General features: G+C 60.0%; 1 protein-coding gene. It reads right to left on the bottom strand.

All coding sequences use genetic code 11. The features are described from left to right. Positions 1–1,246: formate dehydrogenase subunit alpha (gene fdhF / locus ABLU78_RS03360; RefSeq protein WP_348820113.1), on the bottom strand; the 1,246-nt coding region annotated here is incomplete at both ends.

Here is a 1,246-nt window from a genome sequence, read left to right on the forward strand (position 1 = left end):
GTGCTCGCCCCACGAGGTGGACGGCAGGATGACGTCGGCCGCGGCGGCGGTTTTGGTCATGAAAATATCCTGGACGATAACCAGTTCCAGCTGTTCAAACGCCTTGCGCACCGCGGAAAGCTCGGCATCGGTCTGCAGCGGATCCTCGCCCATAATGTACGCCGCGCGGACTTCACCGTGTTCGGCGCGGTGCGGCAGCTCGCTGATGCGATAGCCGGTATGTTCCGGCAGGCTGTCGACGCCCCAGGCTCTGGCGAACTTCTCGCGGTTTTCCGGGAACTTAACGTACTGGTAGCCCGGATAGGTATCCGGCAGCGCGCCCATATCGCAGGCGCCCTGGACGTTGTTCTGCCCGCGTACCGGGTTGACGCCGACGCTCGGCTTGCCGAGGTTGCCGGTAAGGATCGCGAGGCTGGTCAGCGAGCGCACGGTCTCCACGCCCTGGTAGAACTGGGTGACGCCCATGCCCCACAGGATGGCGGCGGATTTGGCGCTGGCGTACATCCGGGCGCAGGCGCGGATCTCCTGAGCGCTGACGCCGGTTATCTCTTCCACCGACTCCGGCGTATAACCTTCGACGATTTTGCGATACTCCTCGAAGCCTTCGGAACGGCTGGCGACGAAGGATTTATCGTACAGATCCTCTTCAATAATGACGTGGCCAATGGCGTTGAGCAGCGCGATATTCGAGCCGTTCTTCAGCGCAATGTGCATGTCGGCGATGCGCGCGGTCTCAATTTTGCGCGGGTCGCAGACGATGATTTTCGCCCCGTTGCGTTTGGCGTTAATGACGTGATTCGCCACGATAGGGTGGGAATCCGCCGGGTTGTAACCGAAGATAAACACCAGGTCGGTGTTATCAATCTCCGTGATGGCATTACTCATGGCGCCGTTACCGACCGACTGGTGCAGACCTGCAACCGAAGGGCCGTGTCAGACGCGAGCGCAGCAGTCGACGTTATTGGTGCCAATAACGGCGCGCGCGAATTTTTGCATCACGTAGTTGGTTTCATTACCGGTCCCGCGGGAGGAGCCGGTGGTCTGGATCGCGTCCGGGCCATATTTTTCTTTAATGGCGCCAAGGCGGGTGGCGACGTAATCGAGCGCCTCATCCCAGGAGACGGCTTCCAGTTTGCCGCCACGTTGGCGACGGATCATGGGGGTTTTGAGACGCGGGGTCAGGATCTGGGTATCGTTAATGAAGTCCCAGCCATAATAGCCTTTCAGACACAGGGTTCCCTGATTG

The sequence above is a fragment of the Klebsiella sp. JN_Kp122 genome, assembly GCF_040062085.1.
In the GTDB taxonomy this organism is placed as follows: Bacteria; Pseudomonadota; Gammaproteobacteria; order Enterobacterales; family Enterobacteriaceae; genus Klebsiella; species Klebsiella aerogenes.